General features: G+C 70.3%; 19 protein-coding genes. 3 read left to right on the forward strand and 16 right to left on the reverse strand.

Features of this window, described 5'->3' with window-relative positions:
* Positions 1 to 164: 164 nt before the first annotated feature.
* The 3 genes from KV557_RS38185 to KV557_RS38195 form a co-directional block, all read right to left on the reverse strand.
* Complete coding sequence (locus tag KV557_RS38185) at positions 165 to 1,946, reverse strand: reverse transcriptase/maturase family protein (RefSeq protein WP_218206284.1); 1,782 nt, start codon at positions 1,944 to 1,946, stop codon at positions 165 to 167.
* Between the two features lie 459 nt (positions 1,947 to 2,405).
* Entirely contained in the window at positions 2,406 to 3,161 is a 756-nt protein-coding gene (locus KV557_RS38190) for an IS5/IS1182 family transposase (protein ID WP_374106722.1), read from the reverse strand.
* A 233-nt stretch (positions 3,162 to 3,394) separates the two neighbouring features.
* Entirely contained in the window at positions 3,395 to 5,509 is a 2,115-nt protein-coding gene (locus KV557_RS38195; protein ID WP_218206286.1) for a glycoside hydrolase, read from the reverse strand.
* Between the two features lie 220 nt (positions 5,510 to 5,729).
* On the opposite strand from KV557_RS38195, the gene KV557_RS38200 reads away from it, so the two are divergent.
* The gene (locus KV557_RS38200) at positions 5,730 to 6,038 is read left to right on the forward strand and encodes a hypothetical protein (protein ID WP_218206288.1); all 309 of its coding nucleotides are present in this window, start codon (positions 5,730 to 5,732) and stop codon (positions 6,036 to 6,038) included.
* A gap of 262 nt (positions 6,039 to 6,300) precedes the next feature.
* Here KV557_RS38200 and KV557_RS38205 read toward each other — a convergent pair whose 3' ends face one another.
* The 3 genes from KV557_RS38205 to KV557_RS38215 form a co-directional block, all read right to left on the reverse strand.
* Positions 6,301 to 8,487 carry an RICIN domain-containing protein gene (locus KV557_RS38205; RefSeq protein WP_218206290.1) on the reverse strand — a complete coding sequence of 729 codons (2,187 nt, stop codon included), beginning with the start codon at positions 8,485 to 8,487 and terminating at the stop codon, positions 6,301 to 6,303.
* Positions 8,488 to 8,583: 96 nt separating this feature from the next.
* Positions 8,584 to 10,977, reverse strand: a complete 2,394-nt coding sequence (locus KV557_RS38210) for a ricin-type beta-trefoil lectin domain protein (protein ID WP_256178570.1) — start codon at positions 10,975 to 10,977, stop codon at positions 8,584 to 8,586.
* A 245-nt stretch (positions 10,978 to 11,222) separates the two neighbouring features.
* Positions 11,223 to 11,783: a TetR/AcrR family transcriptional regulator gene (locus tag KV557_RS38215; protein ID WP_218206291.1), complete on the reverse strand. Its 561-nt coding sequence runs from the start codon at positions 11,781 to 11,783 to the stop codon at positions 11,223 to 11,225.
* A 130-nt stretch (positions 11,784 to 11,913) separates the two neighbouring features.
* Between KV557_RS38215 and KV557_RS38220 the strand changes: the two genes are divergently transcribed.
* Positions 11,914 to 12,717: a patatin-like phospholipase family protein gene (locus tag KV557_RS38220; RefSeq protein ID WP_218206294.1), complete on the forward strand. Its 804-nt coding sequence runs from the start codon at positions 11,914 to 11,916 to the stop codon at positions 12,715 to 12,717.
* A 111-nt stretch (positions 12,718 to 12,828) separates the two neighbouring features.
* On the opposite strand, the gene KV557_RS38225 is transcribed toward KV557_RS38220, so the two are convergent.
* The 7 genes from KV557_RS38225 to KV557_RS38255 form a co-directional block, all read right to left on the reverse strand.
* Complete coding sequence (locus tag KV557_RS38225) at positions 12,829 to 15,735, reverse strand: patatin-like phospholipase family protein (protein WP_256178571.1); 2,907 nt, start codon at positions 15,733 to 15,735, stop codon at positions 12,829 to 12,831.
* Positions 15,735 to 17,564, reverse strand: a complete 1,830-nt coding sequence (locus KV557_RS38230) for a peroxidase family protein (protein ID WP_218206295.1) — start codon at positions 17,562 to 17,564, stop codon at positions 15,735 to 15,737. Before KV557_RS38230 ends, KV557_RS38225 begins: the two co-directional genes overlap by 1 nt.
* 55 nt (positions 17,565 to 17,619) lie before the next feature.
* Positions 17,620 to 18,009, reverse strand: a complete 390-nt coding sequence (locus KV557_RS38235; protein ID WP_218206297.1) for a hypothetical protein — start codon at positions 18,007 to 18,009, stop codon at positions 17,620 to 17,622.
* Positions 18,010 to 18,117: 108 nt separating this feature from the next.
* Entirely contained in the window at positions 18,118 to 19,281 is a 1,164-nt protein-coding gene (locus KV557_RS38240; protein WP_218206299.1) for a hypothetical protein, read from the reverse strand.
* The gene (locus KV557_RS38245; RefSeq protein WP_218206302.1) at positions 19,278 to 20,723 is read right to left on the reverse strand and encodes a Dyp-type peroxidase; all 1,446 of its coding nucleotides are present in this window, start codon (positions 20,721 to 20,723) and stop codon (positions 19,278 to 19,280) included. The genes KV557_RS38240 and KV557_RS38245 overlap by 4 nt, the downstream gene beginning before the upstream one ends.
* A gap of 38 nt (positions 20,724 to 20,761) precedes the next feature.
* Positions 20,762 to 22,045, reverse strand: a complete 1,284-nt coding sequence (locus tag KV557_RS38250; RefSeq protein ID WP_218206304.1) for a hypothetical protein — start codon at positions 22,043 to 22,045, stop codon at positions 20,762 to 20,764.
* A 23-nt stretch (positions 22,046 to 22,068) separates the two neighbouring features.
* Positions 22,069 to 22,527, reverse strand: coding sequence for a hypothetical protein (locus KV557_RS38255; protein WP_218206306.1), 459 nt, complete (start codon positions 22,525 to 22,527; stop codon positions 22,069 to 22,071).
* 317 nt (positions 22,528 to 22,844) lie between these two features.
* Here KV557_RS38255 and KV557_RS38260 point away from each other — a divergent pair, with 317 nt between their 5' ends.
* On the forward strand, positions 22,845 to 23,798 hold the full coding sequence (locus KV557_RS38260; protein ID WP_218206308.1) for a DUF5996 family protein: 954 nt from the start codon (positions 22,845 to 22,847) through the stop codon (positions 23,796 to 23,798).
* Between the two features lie 166 nt (positions 23,799 to 23,964).
* Here KV557_RS38260 and KV557_RS38265 read toward each other — a convergent pair whose 3' ends face one another.
* From KV557_RS38265 to KV557_RS38275, 3 genes are all read right to left on the reverse strand, one after another.
* Positions 23,965 to 24,846: an ABC transporter permease gene (locus KV557_RS38265; RefSeq protein WP_218206310.1), complete on the reverse strand. Its 882-nt coding sequence runs from the start codon at positions 24,844 to 24,846 to the stop codon at positions 23,965 to 23,967.
* Complete coding sequence (locus tag KV557_RS38270) at positions 24,833 to 25,594, reverse strand: ABC transporter ATP-binding protein (RefSeq protein ID WP_374106721.1); 762 nt, start codon at positions 25,592 to 25,594, stop codon at positions 24,833 to 24,835. The genes KV557_RS38265 and KV557_RS38270 overlap by 14 nt, the downstream gene beginning before the upstream one ends.
* 2 nt (positions 25,595 to 25,596) lie before the next feature.
* On the reverse strand, positions 25,597 to 26,558 hold a 962-nt coding region (locus KV557_RS38275), incomplete at its 5' end, for an elongation factor 1-alpha C-terminal domain-related protein (RefSeq protein ID WP_218206314.1).

Below are 26,558 nucleotides of genomic sequence, written 5' to 3' on the forward strand. Positions count from 1 at the left end.
GCTTTCCCGGCATGCTCTGGTCCCCTCCCGCTTTCGCGCTCAGGTAAGCCGGGCGACCCAAGAACCTCCCTCCAAGTTCCTCCCGACTGCGCCGGGGATACAACGAAGCGCCTCACGGCGCACACCGGACATGACGGTTTCCCTGTCATCCGGCTCTCCAGTGATCACGGCGTGTGTGATCCGGCCGTTCGTGCCTCGTGAATGCGGTCATGGCAGGCAGCGCAGGCCACCAGGGTCTTGCGCCGCCGGTCGAGCATGACGCGCGCCCAGTCGGACGGCGGCCATCCGGCACGAGCGAGATCGGCAAGGGCCCGGACGTGATGCACCTGGACATCACCGGTGGCCCCGCAGACCTCGCATGTGTCCGCCAGGAGCCGGGTGATCAGCTCCTTGTGCGGGTAGTCCACCCAGACAGGCCGACGGTCAGTGATCTTCGCCGACCGCTGCTGCTGGAGTGGGATTCCACCGAACCGCGCCACCAGCGGCTTCCTGTTCTCCCGCTCGATGCGGGCCTCGAAGCAGACTCGGGGCCCGTTGGGAGTGTCGATTCTGGCCTTGTGCTTGGCGGCCATCTTCGTCACGGTCGAACGATGCTTGCCCGCAAGGGTTTTGAGCATGGAGGTCTCCATGACCCATTGCAGCCGGTGCAGCCGGAAGACGTCTCCGGCGAGCAGGTAGTACTGGACGATGCCCCGGTAAACGGCCCCGAACGTGGCGACGATCGCGTGATCGCTGCCGTTGGTCAGTTCCGTTCGCTTCGCGGGCTTGCCGCGGGCGAGATAGGGCTCGCACTTGGCCTTGATCACGTCCCTTGGGACACGAAGGGCGATCTGGCCGTTGACCCTGCGGTAGCGGCCGGTCTTCTTCGTGTCGTTGTGCTGGGTCGTGATCTCGTAGCCGAGGAACCGTGCCGCCCGGGTGCGGGCGTGGGTGACCAGCGTCTTCTCCCGGGAGAGTTCCAGCATGAGTTCGTCACGCAGGAACTCAGCCAGACGGCGCTTGATCTGCTCGGCCTCGGCTTTCGGTCCGGTGAATCCAAGGAGATGGTCGTCTGCGTAGCGGACATAGCGAAGCCTGCGATATGACGGATCGTTGGGATCCGCGCTCGGCAGGCTCACCATCCGCTGACGCAGTGCCCGGGCCTGGGCCCGGTCACCGCGCCGGCGGGCTTTCGCCAGCAGATTCTGCAACTCCAAATACGCGGGGTTTCTGGCCCGTCGCTCTCCACGGGTGTACTCCGGGATCAGAACTTTCTCAACGAACTCGTCCAACCGGTGCAGGTAGATGTTGGACAGGATCGGGGAAGCCACTCCGCCTTGTGGGGCTCCGGAGAGTGTGGCGCCCCATTTCCAGTCCTCCAGGTATCCGGCGCTGAGCATGTTGTGCACCAGCCGCAGGAACCGCTGGTCATGGATCTTCTCTCCGAGGATCGACAGCAGGACCTGGTGGTCCAGGCTGCCGAAGCAGTCGGCGATGTCCCCTTCGATGAACCAGGACGTCCCGGTCCAGGTGTGGGCCACCTCCCGCAGCGCGGTGTGGCAGCCCCGACGGGGACGGAATCCATGCGATCGGTCGGAGAACGTCGGCTCGTAGTACGCCTCCAAGAGCAGGCGGACCACCTCGCCGACGAGCTTGTCCGACCAGGTCGGCAGGCCCAGCGGGCGCGTGCTCCCGTTCCTCTTCGGGATGTGCACGCGCCTGACCGGCCGGAAGCGGTAGCGCTCGTGGCGCATTGCTTCGATGATCCGGTCGATCTTCCGCTGGGACATGCCGTCCACGGTTTCCGGCGTGGCCCCGGGCGTCATCGCGCCGTGGTTGGCGTAGATGCGCCCGTAGGCCAGCAGATACAACTGCGGGTTGAACAGTTGTCGATACAGTTCGTCGCACGGCAGGCCGCGCCTGCCGCGTTCACGCAGGACACCCAGCACCGTTGCGGCGCTCTGCATTTCGCATACCTCCCCATATCCGGGTGTCCGAATCACCTGGCCCCCTTCGCCCTGCGGACGGCTTTCCCGCCCTCCTCGGCCGGGCGTGACTCCGGCGACTACTACGGGGCCTCCGTCGCCATAGGACTCGCGTCCCGTAGGCGATCCCACGTTCGTCCCTGTCTGTACGTTCTAGCGCGACTTAGGCGTCCCACTCATCTCCTTGAATGTCCTCGCTGGACATCGCTCCGAACCCCGGAAGTTGCACCAGTTGACACAATCGAAACCGGTGCAGGGTCGGCGTCGGTTTCAGCTGCCCTTCCGACGGATGGGAACTTGCATCTTCTGGAGATTGGGCTTCAAACAATCCAGTCTTCGCCATATCGCACGGGCCGCCCGGCACACCGTCCCTGACAACTGGGCCCGGTCACTGGTTTCCTGACATGCTCTTGTCCCCTTCACCTTTCGGATCCAGGTAAGTCATTCGGCCCAGGAACCTCCTTCCGAGTTCCTCCCGGTTGAGCCGGGGATACAAACAGAGCGCCTCGTGGCGCACTTCGTGCGCTCGACCACCCAGCGCCCGTCGGCCTGGATCGGGGTCTTCGCGCCGCGCTCGGCGATCCTGCCGATGATCCGCCTAGTGTCGAGATCCTGGCGGACCATGCTGTAGTCGTAGCCGGCGTCCAGGCTCAGACGCGGGTGCTCAGGCAGCGGCCCCAGAGCTGCTTCCAGGGCGGCGAAACGGTCGAGGGTGGCGGGCAGCAGGGTGTGGTCTCGGGTGTTGGCCGGCGCCGGGTCGGTGACCAACGGTATGCCGTAGCCGTCCGTCAACTGCGAGCGTTTCATGCCGAGTTTGGCCCGGTCGACGGGACTCTTGCCGGCGCATTCTCCGCCGGATGGCGCCTTGGCGATGCAGCCGTCCGCGGACAGCTGGTCGAGTTCGAGGCCAATCATCTGGTCGTAGCAGGCGAGTACGAGCAGACGCAGGCTCTCCATCACGCCGGTGGCGATCCACTCGTCGCGGCGGCGGCGCATGGTGGTGGCGGAGCACAGGTGGTCGGCCACCCGCTCGTATCCGCATCCGAAGACCAGGACCTGCACGAGGCGGTCGAAGACCACCGCGTCGCTGATGCGCGGGTTGTGGCAGCCCAACGGATGACGAACCTCACGAACGGGCAGCAGCGCGAGGAACTGGTCGCGGATCGGGTCAAGAATGCATGATGGGACGGCAGGCACGGATCCCCCGGTGATCATGAAGCGTAGAGAACTCCATGATCGGGCGAACCGTGCCTGCCCTGCTACTGCCGCTCAGCTCCGCACCTACTGGCGGACCGTCTTAACATTTCAGAATGGCCGGGCGCTTCGCCCCGCCGGAGTCCACTCGCCGACCGCTGCGGTGCCGGGCTCGTCCTGCCCTCCCTGATCATCTGGCTGCGCGAACCAGCCAGGTGATCATTTGTCGGACGGGCTCAGGAGACCACGTCACTCGGGCAGAGCCGCTGCGTGCCCGGCCGCCCGCGCAGGGTGGCGTCGACACAGCCGCCCGGCAGGCCGTCGTGGGCCGTGGTGCCGAAGTTGGCAGTGACGGTCAGCGTGCCGTCGCCGAAGACGGTCCGCTGCACCAGGTGGTCGTCGGTCAGCCAACGGAAGGAGGTCAGCCACTGGGTGCCGGCCGCCTGGTGCAGCGGGGCGAAGTACTGCTGCAGGGCGGTCAGTTCTCGCAGGTTCTGCCCGTTGCGCGGGTCCTTGTCGCTGAGCACGAAGTTGAGCGGGGTGTTGTAGAGCATCGCCAGCAGCGCACGCGTGGTCTTCTGCTCCGGCAGTTTGCCGAAGGGCAGTTCCCAGCGCTCGACGTTGACCAGCGAACCGTGCAGCGCCGTCTCGTACAGCGGCACTCGGTACCGCGGGTCGTACATCGCCTTCAGAGCGGCGGCCACCCGGGCCTGGTGCTCGGGCTTGAAGTCCGTGGTCCGCACCGGCTTGAAGAAGGTGGCGGCGGCCTGTTCCGGGGTGTAGCCGCCCCAGGCGCCGTCGTCCTTGGGGTCCTGCGGCCCGCCGTCGAAGTGTCCGGTCTCCATGGCCCACAGTCGCCCGTCCACCGGGATGCCCGAGCCGTGGTCGAAGGCCAGGACCTCGTTGGCCCAGGAGCCGGCGGACTCCGAGCCCAGGACCAGCGGTGCGTGCTGCCGCGCGGACGCGTCGTACGAGCCGTCCGCCAGGCGCCGCATCCGGGCGAGCCGGTTGGCACGGTCCTCGGCCATGGTCATCGAGTGGCCGGGGTCGAAGTCACGGAAGAGCTCGCCCGCCGCGTCCACGTCGAGGAAGTAGCTGTCGGCCCCGTTGGCGACCAGCGAGCGGGTGCGCTCGGCCAGGTAGTGCTGCTGCGGCTCGGCCTGCTCGAACGCCTGCGAGCTGAGGTAACAGCCCTTCTTGTGGAAGCCGGGCTGCGGCGTTCCGTCGGCCCTGCGCACGCAGAACCGGGGGTAGACGTCGTCCGGCCAGACGGTGTTGGGGGACGAATCGGCCGTCTTCTGCTGGCCGTTGGCGAAGGAGTCGTACGGCCCGACCAGATAGCCGGCGGCCTCGGCGGCCGTCACGTCCTCGCTCGTCATCGGGGAGTCGTCCGAGTCGTAGCCGAGCCAGAGCCGGGAGACGCCCAGCTCCTTGAGGCGGCCGAGGTACGCGGACCGGCGGGCGCCACCCCAGGCATAGGCATGGAAGGCGCCGAGCAGCTTCGCGGTCTGTGGGTTCTGCTTGATCTTCTCGCTCAGGCTGCCGAGCTGCCCGTGCTCCGCGAGCCAGTTGCGGTAGTCCGCGGCCGGGGCCACCGGGGAGCCGTCGGTGAGGGAGAAGGCCACGGTGTACGTGCCGGTGCCGTTCCCGGCGGCGAACCCGTGCTGGGCCGTGGCCTGCAGCCGCCCGTCCCGGGAGGCGAACGTCAGCGACGTGCCGATGTCGGTCGGGACGATGTAGCCGACGCCGGCCCGGCCGGAGCGGAGGGTGTAGCCCCACATCGGCATGGACAGCTGCGAACTCAGCTCCTGCTCCTCGCCGACCAGCGCTCCGTCGGAGGAGTTCCAGAACGGGTCGTCGACGGGAACGGACAGCCCCTCGCCGCGCGGGAACTGGATCGCGGCGGCGGCCGGATCGGTGGCGGTCACCGGCCACCGCACCGAGGTGTCGCCGCCGGTGCCGGTGAGGGTGACCAGCAACCGGCCGTGATCGGCGCGAACTTCGGCCCGCAGGCCCTTCTCCGGATACGACCAGCCGGCGCCGTCCGCCGTCCTGACCGGGTCGGTCACCTTGCCCAGTCCCTGGGCGGCCGGAGCGGAGAGCAGGACCACCCGCCCGTCCTCGGTCCTCGCCTCGGCCCGCAGCGTGGCGGCGTCGATGCTGGCGGTGCCGCCGCGTACAGGCACGTCGACGCGCCCGCCGTGGACCCGCACCCGCGAGGCGGAGCTGCCGGTGGCGCTCGCCACGGTTCCGGACACCAGCGCGGTGGCCACGGCGAGGACGAGAACGGCGCGCGGAGCGTACCGGCGAGCCGGGCCCGCAAGGGATGACGTATGGGTACTGGTGTGCATGACACAGTGATACGGAGTACTTCTAAGAGGTTCTTAAGAACACACCGTTGAGCACCTCAGGGCCTGGGTGCGATCGGTAGCCTCCCGGGGGCCGGCCCGCAGCGATGGTCCGCGCACCATCGGGCCCGAGCATCGAGACCGGCGCCATCGACGCGGTGTCGTCGTCGCGCGGCGTAGCGGCGAGGGCCCCCATGCCCCGGATGGGCCGGGGCATGGGGGCATGCCGGCCGACTTCGACGCCGACCTGGACAGCCCATTCCCGAACAGCCCGTTCCTGGCCGGCGCGGCCTGGTACCTGGGGCAGGTCATCTGCCGGCAGCGGGACTCCGTGTGGCTCCACTGGGCCGAGGACCCCGCCGCCGAGCCCGGCAGCCACCACCATCCCGACAACCCGTGGTCCGGAATCCCCTTCACGCACCAGCCGCACAGGCGCAAGGCCCAGGCGATCGACCCGACGACGGAGCTCCGGGGCCTGGTCCGCCACGGCGACGGCTACCACCTGAGGGACATCCTGGACAGTGTCCACTGACATCCGGGTCAGAGCTCTTCCTGCGGTCCTTGGTACGACCTGCAAGCGCGTTGCCTCCGACAACCGACCCACGGCACAGGCAGCTCGGCCACGCTCAGCTCATCCGGCGTTCGGGGGTGGGCTCCGTGAGCTCAAGCGCGTACACCTGGCGACGCTGAGTCTCGAACCGGTACGGACTCATGTCGTAGGTGAACCCGGCGGGGTCAGGTACGGCTGCCCGGCGCCGGGGCCGTCGCCGTGGTGCAGGTCGGCTGCGGTTGGATCACGGGGTGGTCCACTGCTGGTTGGTCTTTCCGGTGCCGCAGGTCCACTGGACGACCTGGGCGCCGTCGGTGGTGGAGGCACCGGTCACGTCCAGGCACTTGCCGCTGTTGACGCTGGTGACGGTGGTTGTCGTCGGACCGGCGAGCGGGGCGATGGCGACGTTGGCGAAGTCGGCGTGTTGGAAGCCGCCGACGCCCAGGCCGCTCTGGCCGGCCACGTGGCTGCTGTCGACTACCGAGGCGACCTGCACGTGGTCGACGGACGCGGTGATCGACTGGCCCTGCATCGCGAGCGTGAGGTTGTGCCAGGTCCCGGCACCGGCGCCGGAGTAGCTGCCGCCGGCCAGGACGGTGTCGGTCCTGGAGCGGTCCTCGGTGAACAGCGTCCAGGTGCCGGTGTCGTCGATCTTCAGGTGGTAGGCGGAGCGGTCGTGGTCGACGTGGTCGATGCGGCCGAGCAGTTCGGCGGCGCCGCCGGACTGTTCGAGGTCGACGTCCGTGCCGACCTGGTAGTTGTTCCAGGTCGGGTCGCCCAGCAGCGTGGCCGGGGTGTAGTTCATGTCCGAGTGCCATGGCAGCGGGGCCTGGGTGATGACCTGGCGCAGGCACATCGGGGTGCCGGCCCCGGCCGGGCATGCTGCGGTCTCGAACGCGCCGGCCCAGTCGTGGAAGTAGCTTGCGGTAGCGCCGATCTGATAGGTGCTCAGGTCGGCCCGGTAGGGCAGCGGGAAGGTCTTCGCCGCGGGAGCGGTGGCGGAGCCCTTGCCCTGGCCGGTCGTGGTGGTCACGGTGTAGAGGTAGCCCGGCTGCAGGGTCAGCGAGTACGAGCCGCCGTGCGGGGTGACGTCCTGGGTGTGGACGAACCACTGGGCCGGGTCGGCGCTGTTCATGTCGGTGGCCCAGACGTGCACCGCACCGCTCGAAAGACCGCCGGTGACCGTGAAGTTGGCCGTGGTCGCGGCCGAGGCGTTGGTGGTCTCGATGACGGTGCTGTAGTCCTGGCCGGACTTGAGGGTGACGTAGCTGCCGCTGTGCGGGTCGCCGTTGAGGCCGGTGCCGGGCAGGTAGCCGGTGGCGCCGTCCAGGTACTGCCAGCCCGGTTGGGCGAACTGCTCGGTGTGGGCCATCACCCAGATGTCGCGGCCCACCTGGTAGTTCCCCGACCAGGGCTGGTCGGCGGCCATCAGGCCGGCGCCCGCGAAGGGCAGGTTCGAGGGCCAGGAGCTGACCGGGGCCCACTTGATGTCCGCGGTCATCCTGGCGTCGATGTACTCGCGGTTGACGTTGCGGGCCAGGGCCGACGGTTCGGAGCCGTAGCTGTCGTTGTCGTCCTCGGAGGCCCACAGCGGCTTGCCGAGCCCGATCGCGGTGCTGCTGCCGGGGCAACCGGTGTACGACGGGGTCGAGTGCCAGCAGGTGCCGTGCAGGCCGACAACGCCGACGGCCTTGTTGAAGGCGCTGTCGGCGGCCATGTCGGAGGCCACCGACCAGTTCACATCATCGTTGTCGGAGGCCACCAGCGTGGTGCCGGTGTAGCCGTGGCTGTCGAGGGAGGTGCGGAGGTTCTCGAACCAGGTCTTGTCGTAGCCGCTCTCGTTCCAGCCGCCCAGGTAACCGATGTTCAGCCCGTGGCTCTGCGCGCAGCCCAGCCAGGACTGGATGTAGTTGATGTTGTCCTGGGACCAGATGCCGCCGTTCAGCCAGCCCGGCGCGGCCCACTCCAGGCCGTAGAACTTGATGTCGGGGTTGCGGGCCTTGGCCTGCCCCATGATCCACCACTCATAACCGCGGTCGCAGTTGACCTCGGTGGGAGTGCGCATGTGGCTGGGTTCGGGGCCGTCGCTGGAGTTGGCGTCGCCGCCGATCTCCACCTTCAGCATCTGCAGCCCGGCGCCGTAGCCGGGCTTGAAGAGGTAGTCCAGCACCTGGCTGCGCTGCGGCTCGGGGTAGTCGACCAGCAGCCGCGAGGTCGCCCCGCCACCGCTGATCGCCCCGAGACCGTCGAAGGTCCGGCCGGTCGAGGAGCCGTCGATCGCGATGCTCTGCGAAGCCGCGGTTGCCGTCGCGCCCGCGGCGACGGCAGTGGGGGCGGCCGGCGCCGGGGTGGCGGTGAAGGCGGTGGCGAGGCCGAGGGCCAGCGCCGCCAGCAAAGTCCCGCTTCGCGGCGCGAGGGGAGGTCTACGCACGGAGGTGCTCCGAATGACGGGTGAGGGTGGGGTGTAGCGGTGTGACGCGGGCGGGCCGGGCGAGCGGTGCGGCTTCGCCCGGCCCGCAGGCCGGGGTTACGGCAGCGTCCACCGCTGGTTGGCACCGCCGTTGCAGTCCCAGAGCTCCAGCCGGGTGCCGTTGGCGGTGTCGAGGTTGGGGTCGTCGAGGCAGCGGCCGGACTGGGCGCTCTTCACGGTGCCGTCCGCCTGGGGCGTCCACTGCTGGTTGGCACCGCCGTTGCAGTCCCAGAGCTCCACCAGGGTGCCGTTGGCGGTGCCCTGGCCGGTGACGTCGAGGCACTTGCCACCGTGGGTCAGGGCGCCATTGGCCCAGGTCCACACCTGCGAGTCGCCGCCGCTGCAGTCCCAGAGCTGGACGGCGGTGCCGTTGGCGGTGGCATCGCCCGCGGCGTCGACGCACTTGCCGGGCAGTGCGGAGGCGATCGGACCGACATGGGTACTCGGGGTGCCGGGGGCGAGGGCGAAGTTGTCGAACTGCTCGGTCCGGTAACCGGTCACGCCGAGGCCGGCCTGGCCGTTGGTGTAGCTGCCGTCGGTGGCGCTGCCGACCACGACCCCGTCCACGGTGGCCGACAGGGTGGTGTCCTGGAGGGTGAGCGCGAGGCTGTGCCAGCTGCCGGTGCCGAGCGCGGTGGTGGTGCCGCTGGCCAGGGTGGTGAAGTTCCAGCTGGTGTCGCTCTTGTCGATGGACCAGGCGCCGGTGTCGCTGACGCGCAGGTGATAGGCGTTCAGGCCGTTGTTGTTGCGGCCCTGCTGGTTGACCCGCCCGAGCAGTTCGACGGTGCCCGGCTGCTCGAACATGGTGTCGGCGCCGACCGTGTAGTTGCTCCAACTGCCGTCGCCCATGATGGTGTACGGCGCGCTGTAGGGCTCATTGGTCCAGCGGATCGGCGTGGTCGGGGTCATCTGGCGCAGGCAGCTGCCGGTGCGGCCGCCGCCGCAGGCGACGGTCTGGAAGGCGCCGTTCATGTCGGTGAAGTACTTGGGCGAGGTGGTGGTGGCCGGCGTCTCGAAGTCGTCCGTGTAGGGCAGGTTGAGCGCGGCGGGGGCCGGCGGGGTGGCGGTGCCCTTGCCCTGGCCGGTCGTGGTGGTCACGGTGTACACGTAGCCGGGCTGGAGGGTGAGCGTGTACTTGCCGCCGCTGGGGGTGACGTCCTGCTGGTGGACGAACCAGGCGGCGGGGTCGGTGGAGTTGAGGTTGGTGGCCCAGACGTGGACCTGGCCGGTGGACAGACCGCCGGAGACAGTGAAGCTCGCGGTCCGCGCGGCGGTGGCGTCCATCGTCTCGATGACCGTGCTGTAGTTCTTGCCGGTGGCCGACTCCAGCGTCACGTAGCTGCCGTTGGTGCGGGAGCCGCCGAGGTAGCCGCCGGCCGAGTCGATGTAGCGCCAGCCGGGCTGGGCGAACTGGGCGGTGTGCGCGGTGACCCAGGTGGTCTTGCCGATCGTGTAGCTGCCGGACCAGGGCTGGTCGGCGATCGACATGCCGTCGGTTGAGAAGTAGAGGTTGGGGTAGAGCGCGGCGATGACCGGCCAGTTGATGAACGAGGTCATCCGGCCGTCGAGGTAGTCGCGGTTGATCGCCCGAGCCACCGCCGGGGCGCCGTCGTTGGCGTCCTCGGAGCCGTTCTCACTGGCCCAGAGCGGCTTGCCGAGCGACTGCGCGTTCGCGGTGCTCGGGCAGGAGGTGAAGGAGCCGAGGTAGCCGCAGGGGTAGTGGACGCCGACGATGTCCACGGCGCTCTTGAACGCCGGGTCCTTGGCCATGTCGTCCGCCACGGCCCACGAGTCGTCGGCGGCCACCACCTTGGTCGCGTAACCGTGCGAGGTCAGCGCGCTCTTGAGGTTCTCGTACCAGGTCTTGTCATAGCCGCGCTCGTTCCAGCCACCGAGGTAGGAGACGGTCAGGTGGTGCTGCGCGGCACAACCCATCCAGGACATCAGGTAGTCGATGGTGTCCTGGGACCAGAAGTTGCCGCCCCCGATCCAGCCGGGCGCGCCCCAGGACAGGCCGTAGAACTTGATGTCGGGGTTGCGGGCCTTGGCCTGCTCGGCCAGCCACCACTCGTAGCCCTGGTTGCAGTCGACGGCGCCCCTGGTGTGCTCGATGCTCGGCTCGGCGCCGTCGGTCGAGTTGGTGTCACCGCCGATCTCCAGCTTGAGCACCTGGAGCGAGGCGCCGTAGCCGGGCTTGAACAGGTAGTCGAGCAGCCGGCTGCGCTGCGGCTCCGGATAGTCGACCAGCAGGCGGGAGTTGCCGCCGCCCCCGGAGATGGCCCCGACACCGTCGAAGGTCAGGCCGGGCTTGGTGCCGTCGAGCGCGACGGCCGTGGCGGGAGCGGCTGTCGCGGCGACCGACGGCGCGGCCGCGGTGGTGGCCGCACTGAGCAGGAGGAGAGCGGCGCTGAAGGCCGCGCGGAATCTTGTGGGCATGGCGCTGCGACGCATGGGGGACTCCACGGTGATGGGTGGGGGATTGCGTTCGAGCGCTGATCAATATGAAGTGAAAGTGAGCAAGAGTCAACAAGTTCAAACAAAACTCGACTCACGCCCACGTGAGGTCACCCACCTTTGGCCGATACATCCTCACCAAGGTTTGAATCAGCAGAAGTCGAGCGGCTCTGCTTCACCCTGCCCTTCCGCCCTTGGCCGGGGTGGTGCCGCTCGGGCGCGGTCCCGCGCCTCTCGTGCGTTCACTGCTTGAGGAGTTCAGCGAAGCGGTCCAGCGCACGGTCGGTGCGGTGGCGGTCGCCGGTGGCTGTGAGATCGAACAGCAGACCCCGGACAACGGCCATGACCAACGTGGGCGTGACGGTGTCGTCAGGACCGGTGGAGACGTCGCGGAATGTCGCACCGAGAGTGTCGAACCAGTCCGTGATCGCCTGACCCTGGTCGGGGTAGTTCTCCGGGTGGACCAGGCCGTCGGCGTGCACCTCGAAGAACAGCCGGACGAATGGCGCACGTTCGTCCGCGCTGATCCACGCCCAGATGCCACGCAGCCGCTCCTGCACGGAGCCCGTCTCCGCCGGAAGGTGCCCGGCCAGGCGCACCGCACCTCGGCGGCGGGCCTCGGCGAGGACCGCCGCGACCAACTCCTGTTTGCTGCCGAAGTCGTAGAGCAGCATCCGCGGGCTGGTGTCGAGGGCCGCGGCCAGTGGTCGAAGGCTCAGCCCGGCCAGCCCGTGCGCCAGCACGTAGTCGGTCGCCCGCGCCAGTGTGCGCTCGCGCCGGGCGGGATCTGCGGGTCGCCCCATGGCGGGCCTCCTCTCAATGACTCGGAACCGAAACAGCGTTAGCGAATATATGGTACGACTGTTTCAATAACGAGGGGAGACCACCATGTACACCTTCGACCGAGCACTCGTCCTGGGCCCCGGGAGTCACGTGGGCACGGCCTGGATGGCGGGGCTGGCCCACGGGTTGCGCCGCGATGGCGTGGATCTGGGCGAGGCCGACCTGCTCGTCGGCACGTCGGCCGGTGCGATCGTCGCAGCGCTCCTCGCCACCGGCCAGGACCCGGGGCGGCTGGCGACATCGGCTCGCCCGGCCGCTCACCGGCTCAAAGCGGACCCCGCGCGGATGGGCGAGGTGTTCGCCGTGCTCGGCGACCGCAGCCTGGAACCCGGCGAGGCCAGGCGTCGCGTCGGCCGGCTCGCACTCGACAGCACCGACCCCCAGGCCGATGAGGCGCTGATCGCGGGGCGCGCCGCCTTGATCGGTGCAGATGCGTGGCCGCAGCGGCGACTGCTGATCACCGCCGTGGACGCCGGCACCGGTGAGCCCGTGGTGTGGGACCGCGACAGCGGCGTGCCGCTGGTGCACGCGGTGGCGGCGAGCAGCGCCTTCCCGGGAGCCGCGCCGCCCGTCGCCATCGACGGCCGGCGGTACATGGACGGTGCGCTGCGATCAGGCCCCAACGCCGATCTCGCTGCCGGAGCCCGCACGCTGGTCGTGGTCGAGCCGATGGCCCACCTGTTTCCTCGCGAACCACTCAACCAGCAGCTGGCGGCCGTGGGGGCGGACACCGTGGTGACCATCAGCCCCGATCCGGCCTCGGTGCGCGCTTTCGGCTCGGACATGGGCGACTTGGCAGCCTGGGAACCGGCCTACCAAGCAGGTCTTCGCCAGGCCGGCGACATCGACGCGCAACTCCGCTCCACGTGGAGGACAGAAGCCGACACGGACTGACCGCCGATCAGGTCGGTGATGCGCGGGCGGTGGCAGATCGGCGGATGAGTCGCCGCGTAGGTCGACCCCTCCGGCAGCAGACCGTCCAAGCCGGTCTCGATCCAGGCCCAGTCAGAGGTCGGTTCGGCGGGGCCGGCGCAGACGGCGCCAAGGCGGCGCGGTGCTCTGTGGCACGAGCAGCGTCGCGGCCTGCTCCCCGATCCAGTGGCCGAGCGCCCGGTAGGCGTCGAACCGCCGGTTGTCGAACCACTGGTCGCTGGTGCCGTCGTGCGGGAACTCCTGGCCGGCCTGGGCGTAGGCGAGGAGCTCGTAGGGCATCTCGGGGGTCAGTGTCGCCCGGGCGACGATCAGACGTCCCTGCGTGCCGAGCATCCGGCCCTTCTCATCCACCAGCTCGCGTGGGTAGGTGATCGTGCCCTCGACCACCGCCGCGGCCGAGAGCCGGGTGTTGAGCGCGGCCAGCGGGTTCGGCGGGCCCAGGGGGTTCGGCGGTGGTGGCGGGCTCTGCGGCGTGAGGGGGGCCGCGCTGCCGGGGACGAGCCTCTCCCAGTCCTCGCGCGCAATCGTGACCTCGACGCCGAGCTCCTCCTGGGCCAGGGCGATGGCCTCGCCCAGAGTGGCGGCGAAGGCCCCGGAACCTCCGCTGGCGTCGACGCACACGGCGGTGGTGACGCCGTGCCGGAGCAGTTCGACCAGGCCGAGGTTCTCGTAGTGCCCGCCGTCGGTGACCAGCAGCATCCGGTCGTCCATCGGATAACGGCCGGCGACCTCCCGCAGCAGGTAGGGCAGGCGGCGGATGCCCGGCATCGGCGGCAGCCCCCAGTCGGGGTGCTCGCCCCAAAGGGCGCCCAGCACGCCGGGGTTGGGGAGCCAGGTGCCGAGCCGGGCGTTGGAGAGCGCGAACAGCGTCTGGAAGGCGCGCGCCTGGCGTCCCATGGCCGAGGCGAAGGCCGCACCGGAGACGGCGACGGCGGATTCGACGGTGAGGTCCTTGCGGATGACCGGCTTGGTGCGGTTGCACAGGACGTCCGTACGGGCGTACCCGACGTCCGGGCCGCCGACGTAGTCGTGCGACAGCGTGAACGACACCGCGTGCCGCCCCGGCGGCGTCCGGTCGTCGCCGGACAGGTTGGCTGCCGCAGCAAAGATGACTTGGGGGAAGCCGTCGTGCCGCCGGTCGTACCAGGGAAGCGGCGTCGCCTCGTCGAACCGGTAGGGGACCGCGATCTGTTCGCCGTCCGGGCTGGTCCGGCGGCGGACGGCGAACGCGGAGGCCAGCCGGGCACGGTAGAAGGGGTGGAGGCCCAACCATGTCTGGTCGAGGCTCAGCACGACCAGCCCGAGGCCGACGAGGAGGGCGATCTGGTAGGGCACCGGCCAGGTCCTCCCGGTGGCAGTCGCCCAGCCCAGGACGAGCAGGGAGGCCGCCGTCACCACCACGAGGACCGCCCATACCAGCAGGTACTTGGAGAACCCGTTGGGCACGGCACGCACCAACCGGGAGCGCTCGGCGGAGCCGACCGCGTGCTCGACGGCCTCGATGCGCCGCCACGTAGTGCTGACCAGCACGGTCACATAGGTGAGCAGCACGGCGGCACCGGCGCTCGCCCCGGTCTCCGGGGCCTGCACCTTCCATACCTGCGGCGTGGCCCACGCCAGGCCGGGGATGACGACCACCACGACGACCAGCAGCAGGACCGCCACCACGAACGTGAGGAAGACCGTCTTCAGGGTGCCCGACAGGCGCCGCCTGGCGAGGCACAGGGACACCAGCCAGAAGAACCAGAACAGGGCTGCGAGACCGGCCAGGACCAGGACGGCCCCCAGCGCGGGTCCCCGGAAGGCCAGGTGCCGGGGCAGCGGGGTCAGGTTCGTCAGCGGAACGAGGTGGTAACCCCAGCTCAGGGCGAGCCCCAGGACCAGCAGAGTGGCGGTGAGCAGGCTCAGGGAGGCCAGCAGGCCCCGCAGCACGGCGCCCAGGGCGGCCAGCCACTGGCCGGTGCCTTCCGCGACGTACTTCGAGTGCCGGCGGGTGTGGTCCTCCTCCGGCGTGCCGGGCATGAAGACGTCATCGGGACCGGGCCCACACCGGTCCTTCCCGGCCAGCGCGAGCTGGAGGGCTCCCGTCGTGTAACCGCCGCCGGAGACCGATACCAGGTAGCGGGCCCGGCACAGGTGGGGACGGAGGGCCTGCAGCGCGCCCAGTGTGACACAGGCCGAGCGGATGCCGCCGCCCGAGACGCAGAAGCCGAGCCCGCCCTGTTCCCGGCCGGGCGGCACCCGGCTGCCGTTCTCCCATCGCGCCCGCCGGGAGCGGGGAGGGTCCTTGCGCACCGCCGTCGGCCAGCGGCGTCCGTCCGACTGCATCACGGGCCAGGGCGGGACGACGTCGGGCCGCCGGGGACCGGGGCCGGCCGTACCGCCTCCGCGTTTCCCCTCACATCCGCACGGCTCGGCGTAGTCGTGTCCGCGCCGGGCCCACCCGTAGAACACGGCCCGTTTGAGGACGATCGCGACCACGAACGCCGCGACGGGCACGGTGAGGACGAGCAGCAGCCACTTGACCGTCGCCAAGCCCGTCGCCACCGCGAACGGCCAGCCCGCACCGCCGAGTCCGTGGAGAAGCAGCAGTTTCTCCGCCACTGCGCACCCGCACGCGGCAAGGACGCCGGCGATCCCGTACCGGACGAGGCCGCGGTGTCTCATGCGCACCGCGATCGTGCGGCTGCTCAGCCAGAACACGAGCACCGTGCTGAGCGTGTACGCCCCGATGAGGAAGAAGTCGGCCGTCAGCGCCTTCCGGAAGTCGGCCATCCGGTCTCCGACAAGGGCGTGTGCCGCACGCGCGCTGCCTGCCAGTTGCAGCCCCACGTCATCGACGGCGGGGGCATTGTGGCGGATCCAGAGCCCCGCGGCGAAGACGACGGCTGCCAGGCCGGCCAGCATGATGGCGCCCTCGCGCGACAGGCGCGGGGGGTCGTGCGCCTCCCGGGACGAGTGGCACGTTGCTCGTCCCATCACCCGCCTCCGGACGCACCGCGCGGCCCCGCGGCGGTCCACGGGGCGAAGGCGTTGTCCACCGACCGCAGGGACGCACGCAGCCCCGGGAAGTGCCGCAGCAGCACGCTGGTCATGCTGTTGTTCTCGATCCAGTCCAGACCGGTCTGCATGTACACCTGGGGTGTGTAGTCCCTGGTGAGGAACCGGTCGCTGTTGAGACGGCGGGACGCCATCAGGATGAAGATGCGGAAGGCCGTGTCGCTGAACGCGAAGCCCTGCGGCAGGGGTTCGGCGAACATGCCCACCGAGAGGTCGACGCGCTCGATGTCCCCGTCGTAGACCCGGCGCAGTTCCTCGGCCCAGACGGGATTGTCCGTGAGGGTGTCGAAGTCCTCGGCCGGCAGGAGGTGGAGCTGCCGCCGGAACTCGTTGTAGCGGGGAACGCCGACCTCGCGCGAGCGCAGGATGTCGACCGCACCGAGGTCCATGAGCTTGCCGTCCGGACGCTGGAACTCCTGGAGGAAGCGCGGGTAGTTGTGCAGGGTGACCAGGCCCGGGTGCGAGGTACCGAAGGAGTACAGGAGGTCGGTCAGGGTGTGCTTGCCGAGGATGTCGTAGGCGTTCCGCCCCGTCAGGTCCCGGAAGGTGGCCTCCTGCAGCAGCGAGTCGTCCGAGGCCGACCGGAAACTCCAGTCGTCGGGGATGAGGGGATGCATGCGGTAGACGGCGACGAACTCCTCGGTGAGCGAGTACGGGACGCCGAAGTGGTCGGTGAGCCCGCCCACGATGCCGCTGAGCACCTCGCTCTTGCCGATGCGTCCGAGCAGCTTGTGCACGCGCTCGCCCAGGAGGCCGTACCAGTTGGCGTGCAGGGCCGCGACGGTCGTGGGATGGCTGATGACGGCGGGGGTCCACTCCACGGTGTGGATCTTGGCGATGAGTGCCGCGTTGACCAGCCGTGCCCGCTGGAAGAGCTCCTCGTCGGACCATGCGGGGTACGTGTCGTGCAACGTGTCGCAGATGGCGTTGTGTTCGAGGAGGAACACCAGGTGCATCATGGCGAGTCCCAGCCAGAAGCCGGGAACGCCCGCCGGGTCCTTGTCGGGGTCGTCCGGGAACAGCGGGCCGTCGGGGACCCGGAGTCTGCCGCCCTGGCCGGTGCGCAGCGACCGCTGCTCGTCGAGGGTGTTGCCGTACAGCTGGGAGGCGTCCCACCAGGGCGAGTTGTCGTTGAGGAAGGTCTGCGGCAGGCCGTCGTCCCCGTCGGGGCGAGTGGGGTCCGGAATCGTCCGGGGCACGACCATCGGGGGTGCGGGCCACGGGTCGTCGGCGGCCAGGCCGATGTGCCAGGGACGGTCCATGGTGCCCTGCCCGTGGCTGACCCAGTCCTTGATCATGAACTGCAGCCAGGCGGCGACCAGGGCGTTGACGGACTCGGCGGGGATGAACTCGCGCCGGGTCAGCAGGGCCCGGCTCACCTCACGGGGGCTGGGGGAGAGGATCGCCGGCTCGGGTTCGGCGAAGGCCCGGTCCGGTGGCACGTTGCGGCCGAAGCGCGAACGGGCCATGCCCATGCGCGGATCCGCCAGGTCGTTGTACGTCCCGTCGGCCGTGCGCCCGGTGAGGTCCTGCGCGTCCGGCGGAGCGACGTCCGGCAGGTTGCACGACGGGTAGCAGCCGGTGTCGAAGAGATTCTTGCGGCGCAGGTTGTCCCGCAGCCCGATGAGGGTCAGCAGACCGAGCGGCTTGGGCAGGTTCTGCCAGCCGACCTTCTGGTCAACGGCGACCGCCAGGCTGTCGTGCAGCTGCACGAACCACGGGGCCCTGCCGTGTGGTGCTGTGCTCATGAGGAGACTCCTTCCGGCGTCCCGTCCAGGGGAGTCCGGCAGGGCGGCGCCGACGTCAGCGGGATTCCGGCGGTCGGCACGGCCACCCCCGGGCCACGAGGGTCAGCGCGACGTTGACCGTCGAGATCGCAGTGGTCACCGCGGCCATGCGGCGCGGGAGCAGGCCTTCGCGGCCGGCGCAGGCGGCCGACAGTGCGTCGCTCGCGTGAATGAGGGTGCCGGTCCGCAGCGCCCGGTCGAGCCCGTCCGCGTCCGCGGGGCACAGCAGTTGGGCGCCGATGACCACGGTGCGCACCCCGAACATGCGCAGCACATAGACGAGCGCAGGCTGTTCGGGGTCCGCGCCCAGCCGGCGGGCCATCGCTCGCGGGGTCAGCAGTGCCGCCGCGCCGTTCACCAGTCGGATTCCGGCCAGGGAATAGCGCGCGGCTGTCCGCGCGTCCATCTCAGCGCCCCTTCCCGGGGACATCCAGGGGATGTTGCGCCCTTGATTCGACGATATGGGAAGTGCCGCCGATGCGCGCGCCGGGACCGTGCGGCGGCCGCCGGCCCGTCATTCCTCGTCCCGGGGCTCCTCGTGCGGCGTGCCGTTCATGGCCTGCCTGAGCCGTGCGAGCTGCAGATAGACGGTGCGGCGGGCGCGGTTCTGGTTGCCCAGCGGCCGGTGCTCGGGCAGGGCGTGCCAGGGGTTGAAGGACAGCCGGTCGGCGCGGTCGAACTGGTCCGCTGCGGCGCACTCCTGCCGGGGAACGCGCAATGTGGCCACCGGCACGAACGGTGACAGACGTTCGGGCCAGACCACGGACGCGTTCTCGACGGGCATCCGGTGAGCGTCGGTCTGCACCTGCACGAGGAAGTCGAAGCAGACGTCTCGCTCCCGCAAGGCGGCGAACAGCGCCTGCTGCAAGTAGTCGTCGGGCGGGTGCCACGGCGCCCGGCCACGCGTCCCGTCGCGGGGCACGAAGGAGTACTGCACGGCCTGGCCCGGCCCGAGGAGGCACGGTGTGCAGCTCCAGTACCGGGCCTTGAGCGGACTGGACTGGGTCTTCGCGTACAGGCCCTGCATGATCATGTCGCAGAGGTGCGGGTGGCGGGGGTCGAGGAAGTACAGGACCGGGGTGCCCGCGGAGACGTGCTGCTGCAGTCGGAGATTCTCGACGACGTCCGGGGTGGTGAAGGTGGGAGCGCTGATGCCGGTGAAGTCCTGGGTCCACCGCTCGTCGTCGATCAGCTTCTCGCCGTCCACGCCCAGGAGTTTGACGCCGATGCTGAGGATTCCGTTGTCCTTGATGTCGGGCGGCGCAAGGGGACCCGGGCCCGCGAACCGGACCCAGGCCGGGAAGGTTGCGGGCCGGCGGAACACGCCGTGCCGCAGCCGCGCGGGCAGGTCGTCGTGGACGCTGAATTCCGCGTGCACGACCCCGTAGGTCTTGGTGTTGCCGGCCCGTTGGGCCTCGCCGGGCCGGTACTGGCGCCTGACGAAGCGGGCCATCTGCTGCGCGACGGCCTCGGCGGCCGCGGCTTCTCCGGGCACTGCCGCCTCTTCGGCGAGGCCGAGGTGCTCGTCCCGGCGGCGCACGTTGATGCACCACTGCACCGCGGCCTGCACGGGGCGCAGGAGGGTCCGGTCGAACAGCGGCCGGACATAGGGGTCGATGCGCCGCTCGAACAGGACGCAGCCCAGGATCGCGTCGTTGAGCCGCTGCGGGCCGTTCACTGCTGCCCGCCCTCGGGTGCGGCCGTGCAAAGCCAGTGCAGCGCCCTCAGGCCCGGGAGGAAGAAGTAGGCGCCGCCCCGTACGGTGACGAACTGTGGCAGGGCGAGGTGGCGTGTGCGTACCGGCCTGCCTTGTTCGGTGAACGTCGAACGGTTGTCCTGGCGCGGTCCGACGAGCGGGTCGGGGGCGTCGTGGAGCCCGTTGAAGTCCGGGTCGTTCAGCCAGGTGTGCTGGATGAACTCGAACTGGCGCGAGATGTTCGCGTTCAGGCCGATGAAGTGCAGTCCGCGCGCGCCCGTGCCGTCCCCTGATCCGTCCGGCCCGTACGGCCGGCCGCGGCGCAGCAGCCGGTGGCGCCGTCCGATGGAGACCGACTCGGCCGAGCCGGGACGGGGATCGAGGGAGTCCCGCGGGTTGGCGCGCCGGATGTGGGCCCCGAGGGGGCAGCGCAGGCCGTCCGGATCCGTGGCGAAGTAGCCGAAGTCGTTGTCGGTGGCCAGCGCGGGATCGTCCTGCCGCGGCGCGTGGACCAGGGGTGCGCCGCCGGACCAGCGTCCCACCATGCGCGCGGCGAGCGCGTCCCGGGCGGCGGGGTCGCTGCTGCCGTCGGGGCGCCGGGTCTGCGCGTCGAGGTAGCCCCAGAAGGCCTCGACGTCCTGGCGGAGCTGCCGGAAGACCAGGTAGCTGCCGTTGCGCCCGAAGTCCGCGGCTCCTTGGGGAGTTCTGGGCAGCAGGCCGTCGGGGTCGTACCGCGACGGCAGCAGGGGGCGGTCCGTCAGCAGCCCGTACTCGTTGGGGTAGCCGAGGACGAACTCCCCTGCCCTCACCACCTGATCGCCCTCTCCCCCGCCGCCTGCACCGGCCGCCGCGGCCTTGGACAGCCCTTCGGCCTTGGACAGCCCTTCCACGAGGGGCTGTGAGATGCCGTCGCGGAAGCCGAAGGGCTCGTGGCCGGTCAGCTCGGCGGTGCCCAGGCGTATGGTCTCGGCGAGGGCGCCGCCGGCGAGGGCCCCCTGGCGTGTCTCCTCCTCCAGCCGGTGCAGCCGCTGCTCGTCGCGTGCGTACAGCATCACCAGGACATGCACGGGTGGAGTGGCCGGCCCGCCCCACCGCCAGTACCGCGGGGCGTTCTCCCCCACGTCGCCGAGGAAGCGGCTGCGGTCGGGGGCGGTCATGCCCGAGACGAACTCGTACGGAAAGCCGCCGAGTTCGGGCGTCTCCAGCCCCAGGCGCCGCAGGCCGTCCGAGGTGAAGGCGAGGTTGACCGCGGTGTCCGAGGGCTCCGAGAGGCCGTTCGTCACCCGCCGGGCGAGCCGCCCCAGCGCGGCGCGGGCGGCTGTCGGTTGCGTGATCGCGAACACCAGGAAGCCGGCCCGGGGCAGCGTGCTGTAGCCACGGGTGACCAGGCCCTGGATGTCCTGACGATCCAGTGTCGTCGTCATCGTGTCACCCCCTTCTGCGGAGGAGCCTGGAGGAGCCTTCAGAGCAGGGCGAGCCAGGCCTCGGTCTCGGCCGGGCCGAGGGGCCCGAAGAGGCCCGCGCGGATCCGGGCGTTGGTGTTGAGGTCCCGCAGGGTCCACGTGTCGTAGGCGGAGTACCAGACCTGGGTCGGCACCTGGTGGCAGCGCAGGTAGTTCTTGAAGGCCAGTTCGTCCTTGGCGCCGTCCAGTACGAGCCACCGCACCCGCGGGTAGCCCTGGCCGTTGCTGAAGACGGCGTTGAGCCCCCAGGCGACCTTGTCGATGAAGTCGTCCATGTAGCTTTCCAGGCTGCCGTCGTAGTTGCTCGCGAAGATCATCCGCCGTCTGCCGTCGATGAACACCCAGCGGGCGAAGTGGATGGTCCTGACACCGGCGAGATTCCCTCGGTTGAAGACGTGACGCACGCCGTAGTCGACGACGAACAGGACGGCGGTCAGCGTGGCCCGCCGGAAGCGCCCGGCCTTGACCGAGCCGACGGCGGTGAACGGGTTCTGTGCCACGAAGTCCTCGCAGTCCGCGAGTTCGCGCACGTGGTCATGGCTCGGGCGGGCCGGGTCGGGGACGTCGCGGCGTTCGTGCAGCCGCAGGAGTACGGCCCAGACCGGGAGGGCGGCCACGAGAAGCGGCAGCAGTGCCAGGGCGGCCAGTGGAACCCCGACGAGGTGCACGGCCTGACGGACCCGCCACCCCAGCGGGGGCGGCGCGGGCCGGGCCCGGGCCCAGGCGAGGTCCGCACGGCCCTTGACGTGTTCCTGGATGGCGGCGCGGACCCCCGCGGGGCTCGCCCCCGCCAGCGCGGGACCGTTCCGGTCGAGGAACTCCTCGATCGCCTCGCGCAGTCGGGCCTCCTGGTCGATCTGCTGCCGTCCCCTGCCAGCGGTGTTGACGTAATAGGCCGCGCAGGACGTGCCATGGGAGCGTAGCCAGGCGATCTGCGCCCTTTCCGAGGAACCCGGGGAACCACCCGCCGGATACCCGTCACAGAGCCCGAACACCCTCCCCAGCCCGTCACCCGCCTTACGGACGAGGTCCCTGAGATGCGCCTCCAACGGCCCGTCCACCTCGGCCATGTAGACGACGCTCGCAGGCATCGCCGCGTCCGTACCGCCGGGCGCTTCGGGGATCAGGACCACGCGCGCGAAGTGGATGCTCTCCACCTCGGCGAAGGGAAACAGCTCGCCGGCGGTCCCCTTCCGGCCGGCCTCGCGCAGCAGCTCCTGCACTTCTGCGACCCGGGCCGCCGGTACGGAGGCCCGGACGGTGACCGCCAACTGGTACGGCATCTCAGGCACCTCCGACCCGGGCCTCAGGATTGCGGATCGCGGAAACTCAGGCTGAAACCGAGAACTCTGTGCCGCCCCCAATAGACGAGGCCGAGATAGGTCCCGTGGCCGATGCAGCGGATCTCGTCGCGGATCCAGTGGGCCAGGAGCGAGGTGTGCGAGTAGTCAAGAACGATGCATTCACCGTCGTCGAACCAGCTCTCGTCGCGGTAGACCCTTGCCCTCACCGCGCGCACTCCGAACGGCGTGACCATATTGCGCAGTTCGCCACGGCCGGAGTCGAAGACCTTGCCCTGCCAGGCGAGACGGCGCACGAGCGTGGCCGCCACGGTGGACACCTTCGCCCCGCGCCCCAGGAGCACCGTACCGCGCCCCTTGCCCCGCGGAATCCCGCCGGGCGGGCTGGTGCGAAACAGCCGGTCGAGCTCGGGCCGTGACATGGCCAGCAGCCGGCCGGTGTCGAATCCGGTGCCGTGGCTCATCGTGCACCTCCATGAGCCCATGCCGGTGCGCATTCACTATGGCCATCGTAGTTCGGTCCGTATCCCTCCGGCATCTCGGCCGCTTCCCGCATTCGACATCGGCGAGGTGCACAGCGCACGATGGACGGGGGAAAGCCGTCAAGGGTGGCTGAGTTCGCAGCAGGTCCCCGACTCCGAGCGGAACCGTTCCCGGCTGGGGAGGACCGCCCACCATTGCGCAGTTCGGTGTCCGAGGCCCGCCTGTCGCTGCTTGGGGAGCGGGCGCGGCACCTGACGTCCCCTCCCGCTGATCCCATCAACACGCTGGGAGGCTCTCTGTGAGCGAACGTCTCAATGCGTGGCCGACACTGGTCTATGAGGACCTGGCGCCCATGGTTGACTACGTGAACCGGGTGGTACAGGTCGGAGGCAAGTACACCCTCGACGAGCCCTTCGAAGCCGGCTGGGGAAACATTGTCCTCGATGTCACCCCCCGGGGGCTCAGTACGCCGACCCTTCGGCAGCGAGGCGCGACCTTCGCGGTGCACTACAGCCTGCTCGACGGTGGCGTGGTCATCGAGGCCGACAACGGCTCGCGGACGGTGCCATTGTCCAAGGGATCAGTCGCCACGTTCTATGCGTCCTTCTGCGATGCGGCGGACGAGCTCGGCATACACCGACCGCGTAGCTCGTTGATCTGCGAGATTCCGGATGCCCCGCCGCGCTTCGAGGACGATCACGTCGAACGCACCTGGGATGGCCACGCGGCCCGGCTGATCTGGACAGCGTTGAACCTCGCCGCTGACGGGCTCGAGGCGTGGCAGGCCCCCTTCCTGGGATACCGCCCCCGGGTCGGTGTGATGTGGGGCGGCTTCGACCTGTCCGCCACGCGTTACCGGGCGCAGCCCACCGTGCCGCCGCTCCACCAGCCGCCGTTCATGCAGAACGCCCAGCTCGACGCGTACGTGTCGGTGGGATTCTCCTTCGGGGATGCCAAGGCGCCGAACATCGGCATGTACGCGTACATCTGGCCCCAGCCGGACGGTCTCGGGGGCCGGTCCTGGGGTGTTGAGGGCGCCGCCTGGCATCCCGACGCTGGTCTGGTTCGTCTGCCGTGGGCCAGGCTCAGGCAGACAGCGGACCCGCACCAGGCCATTGTGGAGTTCGGCGACGCCGTCTACGATGCCGCCGTCGAGACGGCAGGCTGGCCGTCCGATCTCGTCGGCCCCCGCGTCGAGGGTTGGTACATGAGCAGGACACCGCCCGCGCCCGTCCAGCACCAGCACGGCTGACTCAGGTCGAGATTCCTGACTCGGAAGGCTACTGGCCGGCGCGGCGGCTCGTTGAGGCCCTGGACGATGACGGCGCGTCGCGACTGGGCAGCTGGTCTTGCGGAACAGCGGCCCCATGGTTCATCCGCCCACTCACCGGCTCTTCAGGCATCGGTGCCGAGCGCGCTCAGGCCTGCGTGGTCAGGCCCCGGGTGCGCAGGACGTGGCGGGACACGGGGGCGAAGGCGGCGGCCTCGACGAGTACGCCGATGGCGAGGATCACCGCCGTAGCCGCCAGGACCAGGCTCAGGCGGCCGCTTCTCCTGCCGTCGTCCAGCAGGTGGCCGATGCCCGGGAGCGGGGTGGCGGCGATCAGTTCCGCGGTCATCAGGGCCCGCCAGCCGAAGGTCCAGCCCTGTTCGAGCGCGGTGACCAGACCGGGGAGGGCGGCCGGGAGCAGCACGTGCCGGACGTACCCGAATCCGGTGGCACCCATCGACCGGCCGGCCCGGCGCAGCAGTGGGGGGATCCGGTCGAGGGAGGTGAGCGTCCCGCTCGCGATGGCCGGGACGGCGCCGAGCAGGACCACCGCGTACACGGCGCTTTCGGAGTTGCCCATGCACATCACGGCCACGGGGACCAGGGCGGCGGCGGGCAGTGCCTGGATCGCGCTCAGGATCGGGGCGATCGGCGTGCGGAGCACGGCGGTTGTGGAGAGGAGCAGGCCCATGGGCACGCCGATCGCCGCCGAGGCGAGGAACCCGGTCAGGCAGCGCCGGAGGCTGTGGAGCAGGGCCGGGGCAAGCACGCCGCTCGACCAGGAGGCGGCGAGGTCGTGCCCCACCGCGGCGGGGGCGGGGAGCGTGGCCGACAGGTGCAGGGCGAAGGCGCACTGCCAGAGGCAGAGGACGGCCGTGACGGCGAGCAGTGGTCCCGCCGCCATGGACATCGCTCGGCGCAGGAGTCCGCGGGCGCGGGCCCCGGTCCGGGTGGGGGCGGGCGACGGGCTCATCACCGCGGCCACGGGTCGCGGGCGGGGGGCGGTGAGGGTGGTGTCAGTGACGGGCATGGCGGCGGATCTCCTCTCCCAGCCGGCCGGTGATCTCGTGGACGAGGGAGCTGACGGCGGGCTCCTCGGCCCGGCGCGGACGCGGGATGTCAACGGTCCACTCCTGAGCGATGCGGCCGGGCCGGGAGGACAGGAGGACGACGCGTCCGCCCAGGCGTACCGCTTCCTCCACGCTGTGTGTCACGAAGACGACGGTGAGCCGGTGTTCGGACCAGACCCGGGTGAGCTCCTCGTGGAGCAGGTCCCGGGTGATCGCGTCGAGCGCGGCGAACGGCTCGTCCATGAGCAGGACCTCGGCGCCCTGGGCGAGCGCCCGCGCCAGGGCCGTCCGCTGCCGCATGCCGCCGGACAGCTCGTGCACCCGCCGTCCGTACGCGTCGCCCAGTCGGACCGAGGCGAGGAGCCGGGCGGCCCTGGGGCGCCGCTCGGCCTTCGGCACACCGGCCAGGCGCAGCGCCAGTTCGATGTTCTGGCCCGCGGTGAGCCAGGGGAAGAGCGCGTGGTCCTGGAACATCATGGCGGGGCGGGGGCCGGACACCGACACCTCGCCGGTGGTCGGGCGGTCGAGCCCGGCGATGAGGTTCAGCAGGCTGGACTTGCCGCAACCGGAAGCCCCGAGGAGGCAGACGAACTCCCCTGCGGCGATGCGGAGATCGATACCGTCGACGGCGGGCAACAGGGTGGAGCCGGCGCCGTAGGACCTGGTGACCCCCCGGACGTCGATGACGGTGCTGGTCGTGGTAGGCACGGTCAGAAGTCCCATCCGTCGTCGTCCGGGACCGGCAGGGCCGGCGTCGCCGCGAACGAGGCGCCGGACATCCCGGCCGCCAGGGTGGTTCCGTCGGTCGGGTCGATCAGCAGGAAAGAACCGGTACGGCGGGAGTCGGCGTAGGCGTCGAGCGCGAGCGGCTCGGCGGTGCGGACCACGACCTGTCCGATGTCGTTGGCGACCAGTCGCCCGGGATCCGGGTGCTGGGAGAGGTCGTCCAGGGTGAGCCGGGACGGGATCCTCTGGACGATCGCCTTGACGGTGCGGGTGGTGTGCTTCAGCAGCACCCGTTGGCCCTCGGTGAGCGGCTGGTCGGCGACGTGGCAGACGGTCGCCGTCACCTCCTGGGCGGTCGCGGGCGCGGCCGCGCTCGGCACGATGAGGTCGCCACGCGCGATGTCCAGGTCGTCGGCGAGCAGGACGGTCGCCGACTGTCCGGCCCAGGCGAGGTCGGCGCTCCGGCCCAGCAGGTCCAGGCCGGTGACGGTCGTCGTCTGCCCGGACGGCAGCACGGTCACCCGGTCGCCGACGCGCAGCACGCCGGAGGCGAGCTGGCCCGCATAGCCGCGGTAGTCGGGGTGTTCGGGGGTCTGCGGCCGGATCACGTACTGCACCGGGAAGCGGGCCGGGGCCGCTGACGGGTCCGAGCCGACCGGTACGCGCTCCAGGTGTTCGAGGACAGTGGGGCCGCCGTACCAGTCCATGTGCGCGGACGACTCGACGACGTTGTCGCCGGCGAGGGCCGAGATCGGGATTGCGGTGATCTCGGGGACGCCCAACCGGGTCGCGTAGGTGCTGAACTCCTCCGCGATCGCCGCGAAGACGGGCTCCGCGTAGTCGACGAGGTCCATCTTGTTGACGGCCAGGACGACGTGTGGCACGCGTAGCAGTGCGGTGACGGCGGCGTGGCGGCGGGTCTGCTCGACGACGCCGTTGCGGGCGT

The organism is Kitasatospora aureofaciens, from assembly GCF_019192735.1.
Classification (GTDB): Bacteria; Actinomycetota; Actinomycetes; order Streptomycetales; family Streptomycetaceae; genus Kitasatospora; species Kitasatospora aureofaciens_A.

Coding starts and splice junctions, on each gene's coding strand:
- KV557_RS38195 (WP_218206286.1), bottom strand. CDS start 5,509: ATGCACACCAGTACCCATACGTCATCCCTTGCGGGCCCGGCTCGCCGG.
- KV557_RS38235 (WP_218206297.1), bottom strand. CDS start 18,009: ATGGACGCGCGGACAGCCGCGCGCTATTCCCTGGCCGGAATCCGACTG.
- KV557_RS38245 (WP_218206302.1), bottom strand. CDS start 20,723: ATGACGACGACACTGGATCGTCAGGACATCCAGGGCCTGGTCACCCGT.
- KV557_RS38185 (WP_218206284.1), bottom strand. CDS start 1,946: ATGCAGAGCGCCGCAACGGTGCTGGGTGTCCTGCGTGAACGCGGCAGG.
- KV557_RS38265 (WP_218206310.1), bottom strand. CDS start 24,846: ATGCCCGTCACTGACACCACCCTCACCGCCCCCCGCCCGCGACCCGTG.
- KV557_RS38210 (WP_256178570.1), bottom strand. CDS start 10,977: ATGCGTCGCAGCGCCATGCCCACAAGATTCCGCGCGGCCTTCAGCGCC.
- KV557_RS38225 (WP_256178571.1), bottom strand. CDS start 15,735: ATGGGACGAGCAACGTGCCACTCGTCCCGGGAGGCGCACGACCCCCCG.
- KV557_RS38215 (WP_218206291.1), bottom strand. CDS start 11,783: ATGGGGCGACCCGCAGATCCCGCCCGGCGCGAGCGCACACTGGCGCGG.
- KV557_RS38250 (WP_218206304.1), bottom strand. CDS start 22,045: ATGCCGTACCAGTTGGCGGTCACCGTCCGGGCCTCCGTACCGGCGGCC.
- KV557_RS38230 (WP_218206295.1), bottom strand. CDS start 17,564: ATGAGCACAGCACCACACGGCAGGGCCCCGTGGTTCGTGCAGCTGCAC.
- KV557_RS38255 (WP_218206306.1), bottom strand. CDS start 22,527: ATGAGCCACGGCACCGGATTCGACACCGGCCGGCTGCTGGCCATGTCA.
- KV557_RS38200 (WP_218206288.1), top strand. CDS start 5,730: ATGCCGGCCGACTTCGACGCCGACCTGGACAGCCCATTCCCGAACAGC.